Source organism: Advenella alkanexedens, assembly GCF_019132845.1.
Lineage (GTDB): Bacteria > Pseudomonadota > Gammaproteobacteria > Burkholderiales > Burkholderiaceae_B > Advenella > Advenella alkanexedens.
Map to the genome: position 1 here is coordinate 525,455 of NZ_JAHSPR010000001.1, position 6,331 is coordinate 531,785.

Annotated in this window: 4 protein-coding genes; all 4 read left to right on the forward strand. The window is 44.9% G+C overall.

Annotation, left to right across the window (positions count from 1 at the left end):
* The first annotated feature begins 2 nt into the window (after positions 1-2).
* The 4 genes from KU392_RS02470 (at position 3) to KU392_RS02485 (ending at position 6,146) form a co-directional block, all read left to right on the forward strand.
* On the forward strand, positions 3-2,150 hold the full coding sequence (locus KU392_RS02470) for a polysaccharide biosynthesis protein (RefSeq protein WP_217734463.1): 2,148 nt from the start codon (positions 3-5) through the stop codon (positions 2,148-2,150).
* Complete coding sequence (locus KU392_RS02475) at positions 2,147-3,115, forward strand: NAD-dependent epimerase (RefSeq protein WP_217734464.1); 969 nt, start codon at positions 2,147-2,149, stop codon at positions 3,113-3,115. The genes KU392_RS02470 and KU392_RS02475 overlap by 4 nt, the downstream gene beginning before the upstream one ends.
* 69 nt (positions 3,116-3,184) lie before the next feature.
* Entirely contained in the window at positions 3,185-4,354 is a 1,170-nt protein-coding gene (locus tag KU392_RS02480; RefSeq protein ID WP_217734465.1) for a nucleotide sugar dehydrogenase, read from the forward strand.
* A 238-nt stretch (positions 4,355-4,592) separates the two neighbouring features.
* The gene (locus KU392_RS02485; RefSeq protein ID WP_217734466.1) at positions 4,593-6,146 is read left to right on the forward strand and encodes an AAA family ATPase; all 1,554 of its coding nucleotides are present in this window, start codon (positions 4,593-4,595) and stop codon (positions 6,144-6,146) included.
* The last annotated feature ends 185 nt before the right edge of the window (positions 6,147-6,331 follow it).

Sequence of the window (6,331 nt, forward strand, 5' to 3'; positions counted from 1 at the left end):
CAATGACGGTTTCCAAAAAGGATTCCAACCTGGAACAAAAGCTGCGGAATCATTTACTGCAGCTGGACCGCAGCAACAAACGCCTGTTGCAGGTGGTGGCCGATGTCGCGATTATCTGGCTGTCTTTGTGGCTGGCCTTTTACCTGCGGTTGGACACCGCCGATTTTATCCAGCCATTTGGCGGCCATGCCTGGCTGTTTATTATGGCACCGCTGGTGTCTTTGCCTATTTTTGTGGTGAAAGGGTTTTACCGGGCGGTCATGCGTTACCTGGGTTCCCAGGCCAGCACCACCATTTTTGAAGGGGTAACCATTGCCACGATTTTACTGGGTATTGTTATTTATATCGGGCCCACTAGCCCGGTCGTACCGCGTGGCGTGATTTTTATTTACTGGCTGCTTATGCTGCTGATGACAGGTGGCCTGCGGCTGTTAATGCGCCATTATTTCAGCAAGGACTCATCGGGTTTGTCAGTATTTATTCCTTTTTACAATGGCAAACCCAAAAACAGCAGCGACAAGCGTACGAAAGTGCTTATTTACGGTGCCGGCCGTGCGGGCAACCAGTTGCTCAATGGCATTAACATGGAAAGCAACATGAAAGTGGTGGGGTTCATAGACGATAACCCCACCCTGATCGGCCGTGTGATTGCCGGGGTAACGGTTTTTGATCCCCAACAATTGGGCGAGGTGATTGTCAACACCGAAACCGAAAAGGTGTTGCTGGCCATTCCTTCGGCCACCCGTGCGCGTCGCCTTGAAATTATTAATGCCCTGGCTCCTTACAAGGTACTGGTTCGCACCGTGCCCGGCATGATGGACCTGGTCAGTGGAAAAATTAAAGTACAAGACTTGCGTGAAGTGGATATTGCCGACCTGCTGGGCCGCGACCCCGTCGCCCCCAATATGGCGCTGTTTGAGCAATGTGTCAAAAACCAGGTGGTGATGGTAACCGGTGCCGGTGGCTCGATTGGCTCGGAACTGTGCCGCCAGATTGTTCACTTGCAGCCTAAAGTACTTATTTTATTTGAGCATTCTGAATTTGCCCTTTACGATATTCACCGTGAAATAAGTATTTATGTACGTAACAAGCAGCTGGATATAAAAGTGGTTCCCATACTGGGTTCCATTCGCAACCAAAGCCGCCTGTTTGACGTGATGAGCGGCTGGAAGGTGGATACGGTTTACCACGCCGCCGCTTACAAGCATGTGCCCATGGTAGAACACAATATAGCCGAAGGCGTACGAAACAATATTTTTGGCACCCTGTATACCGCACAGTCAGCCATTCGCGCCCGGGTAAAGAATTTTGTACTGATTTCCACCGACAAGGCCGTACGCCCTACCAATATCATGGGTAGTACCAAGCGCATGGCCGAACTGGTGCTGCAGGCCTTGGCCCGTGAATCTACCCCGGTGCTGTTTGGGGCAGAAGAATACGGGCAATTTTCCAACCAGACACGCTTCACCATGGTACGTTTTGGCAATGTACTGGGTTCTTCCGGTTCGGTTATTCCCCTGTTCCGCAAACAAATCGCCAACGGTGGCCCCCTTACCGTCACGCATCCGGAAATTACCCGCTACTTCATGACCATCCCCGAGGCCGCCCAGCTGGTGATCCAGGCCGGCTCCATGGGCCAAGGCGGAGATGTGTTCGTGCTGGACATGGGTGAGCCGGTAAAGATTGTGGATCTGGCCAGGAAAATGATCCAGCTCTCGGGCTTAACGCTTAAGTCAAAAGAAAACCCCGAGGGTGAGATAGAAATAAAATTCACCGGCCTGCGTCCCGGTGAAAAACTGTACGAAGAACTGCTCATTGGCAGCAACGTCAGCAAAACCGAACACCCCATGATCCAGCGCGCCAATGAACTGCATACCGAATGGGAAGAACTGAAATTCCACCTGGCTACCTTGGATGATTCAATTCGTGCGTATGACTACCAGAAAGTACGTGATGTGTTTCATTTACTGGTGGAAGGGTTTAAACCGGATGAACATATTGTGGACTGGGTACATAAGCAGCAGGAAGAGCTTCGGGAAAATGTGCAGTTACCGGATTATGCGATGAGACATCACGTTCAATCAGAGCAAGCAAATACTCAAACTAACCAATCATTAAAAACCTCAAAATTATTAGAGAACTACTTATGAAATACCTTATCACTGGTGCGGCCGGTTTTATAGGAATGTACGTTGCCAAAAGTTTGCTGGAGCAAGGCCATGAAGTCATTGGTTTGGATAATCTTAATGACTATTACATCCCAGCCCTAAAGGATTATCGCCTATCACAGCTTACACCTTATAAAAATTTTCGTTTTATGAAGCTGGATTTAGCTGATCGTGAGAATATGGCATCCTTATTTGCTACCGAAAAATTTCAGCGAGTCATTCACCTAGCTGCTCAAGCAGGTGTTCGTTATTCAATTGAAAACCCTTTTACATATGTTGATAGCAACCTAATCGGAATGATGACTATTCTGGAAGGCTGTCGTCATAATCAAGTTGAACATCTAATATATGCTAGCTCCAGCTCTGTATATGGCATGAATGACAAAGTTCCCTTTAGTGAAACTGACATGGTAGATAACCCTGTGTCGCTATATGCCGCCACAAAAAAATCCAATGAATTAATGGCACATAGCTATGCTAAATTATATGGTATCCCTACAACTGGATTACGTTTTTTCACTGTCTATGGACCTGCGGGACGCCCTGATATGGCTCCATGGTTATTTACAGAAGCAATTTTGCATGGTCAACCTATAAAAGTATTTAACCATGGAAAAATGCAGCGGGACTTTACCTATATAGATGATATTGTTGAAGGTGTGCTGCGAATTCAAAATGTAACTCCTAACGAAGAAATTCCTTATAATTTATTCAATATTGGCAACAACCAGCCTATTGAACTGTCTCGATTTATCCGTGCTATTGAAACTGCTTGCGGTTGCGAGGCTGAAAAAATATATCTTGATATGCAACCTGGCGATGTTGTACGTACCTATGCAGACACTTCAAGGTTAGAAAAAATTGTAGGATATAAACCGGCCATGGAAATAGAAGAAGGAATAAACAGGTTTGTACGCTGGTATAAGGAATTTAACTTCCGAAACTAATTACTCAGCTGTATTAATAGTTTAAACTTAAAAACCCCACTCATTTATATTTTACTTAATAAGTATCGCATGAAAATTACCGTAGTAGGCGCAGGATACGTTGGTCTGTCCAATGCCATTTTATTATCTCAGGCTAATGACGTGGTTATTTTGGATATTGTTCCAGAAAAAGTAGCTTTGCTTAATAACAAGCAATCCCCCATTGAAGATACGGACATTGATTTTTATTTAAAAAACAATGACCTGAATCTTCAGGCAACCAGCAACAAGAATGAAGCATATGAAGGGGCTCATTTCATCATTGTAGCAACACCAACTGATTACGACACCGTGACCAATTACTTCAATACAAAAAGTGTTGAAGCGGTTATTGCTGAAGCAAGAAAAGTAAACCCCAATGCGGTGATTGTGATCAAATCCACAATACCTATTGGTTTCACGAAAAGAATCAAAGAAGAGTTTAATGATGAAAACATCATCTTCTCTCCTGAATTTTTGCGTGAAGGCAAAGCCTTGTACGACAATTTACACCCATCAAGGATTATTGTTGGAGAGCAAAGCGAAAATGCAAAGGTTTTTGCAAACCTGCTTTTACAAGGGGCTATCAAGAAAGATACACCGGTACTGTTTACCGACAGCACCGAGGCTGAAGCGGTTAAACTGTTTTCAAACACATACTTGGCGCTACGCGTAGCTTATTTTAATGAGCTTGACTCTTTTGCCGAAATACATGGTTTGAACACAAGGCAAATTATTGAAGGCGTTGGACTGGACCCCCGTATTGGCAATCATTACAACAACCCCAGTTTTGGTTATGGTGGTTACTGCCTACCCAAAGATACCAAACAATTACTGGCCAATTACAAAGATGTACCCCAAAATCTGATTCGTGCGATTGTGGAATCCAATACGACCCGCAAAGATTTTGTTGCAGATGATATTTTAAAACGTGCCCCTAAAATTGTCGGCGTGTATCGCCTGATCATGAAAACGGGTTCTGATAATTTCAGGGCATCCAGCATTCAGGGGATCATGAAACGCATCAAGGCAAAGGGTATTGAAGTTGTTATTTACGAACCCGCTTTACAGGATACTGAGTTTTATAACTCACGGGTTTTAACGGATTTGGAAGAGTTCAAACAAACTGCCGACGTGATTGTCTGTAACCGTATGGCTGAAGCGCTTGAAGATGTGAAAGACAAAATTTATACACGCGATATTTTTGGTAGTGATAGTTGATTACTGTGCTTAAGCAACTGTAGAGGCTCAAGCATAAGCTGACAATTAGCTATTTTTATACAGAACCTGTCAAGGCAATATTGTTCAATCCTTGTACCTACTCTTATTTACAGTATTGACATTGCCATCAAATCCCTAACAGCTTGATTGTATTAATAAATTTAAATCCTTGATTAATTTACATCACGTTACTAGCCATATGTTTGGATAGTTTTTTATTGGTATTTCAGTAAGGTCAATGTCATACTTTCACGTCCTTCCAGTGGGAAAAAATCCTCCCGTTCAAGCGAGTAATTGTGCCTATCTCCTGACAGATAACTGGGACGATTGGTTCAAGTTTTCAACGCTTTATACTCTCGTGATTTACGATGAGACTGGCGAACGACATAACATTGGTGGGGTAAAAATTGGCCAGTTTGCAATGACAGAGAAGCAACACCGCCCAAATCTCCCTGAGCAGTTTGACAACCTTGATGATCGGTTTTTCTCGCTCGGCCAAGACGACAGTTATTATGACTTCTTAAATAACCTAGGCGCTGGGGTGCGCGATCGAATACTCGGCGCTCTTCGCGACGTAGCACTAGACTCCAACTTATTCGAGCGCGCTCTTAACGAGCAAGTAACGGGAACTTCCTTATTGAGATCGGTCGATCGCTCAACGGTAACTGGCCAGTTTCATCGGATGGCGCAAGGTGGCGCACGGCTGACGAACTACAAGTTCAGTTATTCGGCACAACGACGATCTCCCTTCGTCGAACCATTGAGCCTCACTTTTTTCGTTGCCCCAGAATCATATCCTCCTACTAATGTGCATGTACTCATCGGACGCAATGGCGTAGGCAAAACCACCTTGCTAAACGATATGACACGTGCTATCGTTAATCAAAATACAGATGCGACAATAGTTGGTGCCTTTTCCTTTGAGCTCGGTGATTTCGACGAAAATCTTTTTACCAGCCTCGTTTCAGTAACCTTCAGTGCGTTTGATCCATTTGAGCCTCCTCCTGACCAACAGGACAAGTCACAAGGCGTTCGCTATGCCTATATCGGATTAAAGAATAGTGAGAAAGATAAAAATGGTCAATCCAAACCACCCAAAAACCCTGATGCTTTATCTGTCGATTTTGTCAACAGCGTATTGATTTGCCGTCAGAGCGGGAAGGTTGCGCGTTGGGAGAGGGCACTTAACATGCTACAAGCCGATCCAATTTTCCGCGACGCGGGGGTCTCGTCACTCGCACGCTCCACCAGTGGACTCCAAGAGATAAAAACCGAAGCGCGCAGACTTTTCAAGAACTTAAGTTCCGGGCACAAAATTGTACTTCTAACAATCACACGTTTAATCGAGACTGTTGAAGAAAAAACTCTTGTTCTTCTGGATGAACCCGAAGCACATCTACATCCGCCACTACTTTCAGCCTTTGTGCGAGCCCTCTCAGATTTACTGATCAACCGGAATGGCGTCGCGTTAATTGCAACGCATTCACCAGTCGTTCTACAGGAAGTGCCGATGAGCTGTGTCTGGATGATACGACGTACAGGATTACTCTCAATAGCTGAAAGACCCGAAATCCAAACCTTCGGAGAGAATATTGGATTACTTACCCGGGAAGTGTTCGGGCTGGAGGTTACCCAGTCTGGTTTTCACAAAATGCTTCGCGATGCTGTCTCCGAACTTCCAAACTATGATAGGGTGGTTCGTCACTTCAGCGGAGAGCTTGGCGATGAAGCACGAGCAATCATCCAAGGACTACTGGCAGCACGAGAGAATCTTGAGGATGAGGATTTTTAATGTGGCCGCTAGAACGACCGACTATCTCAGCACAATCTGCCTTTCATACCTGCATAAGGTAACTGTCCGGTAAAGTCATCTTTTCAAGTCGCTAATAAAATATGAACATACTTGTCCACTATCGCAAATGGACACGTATGGACTATCTAGAAGAAATCAGCCCGGAACCAACCCCGTTACCCCGT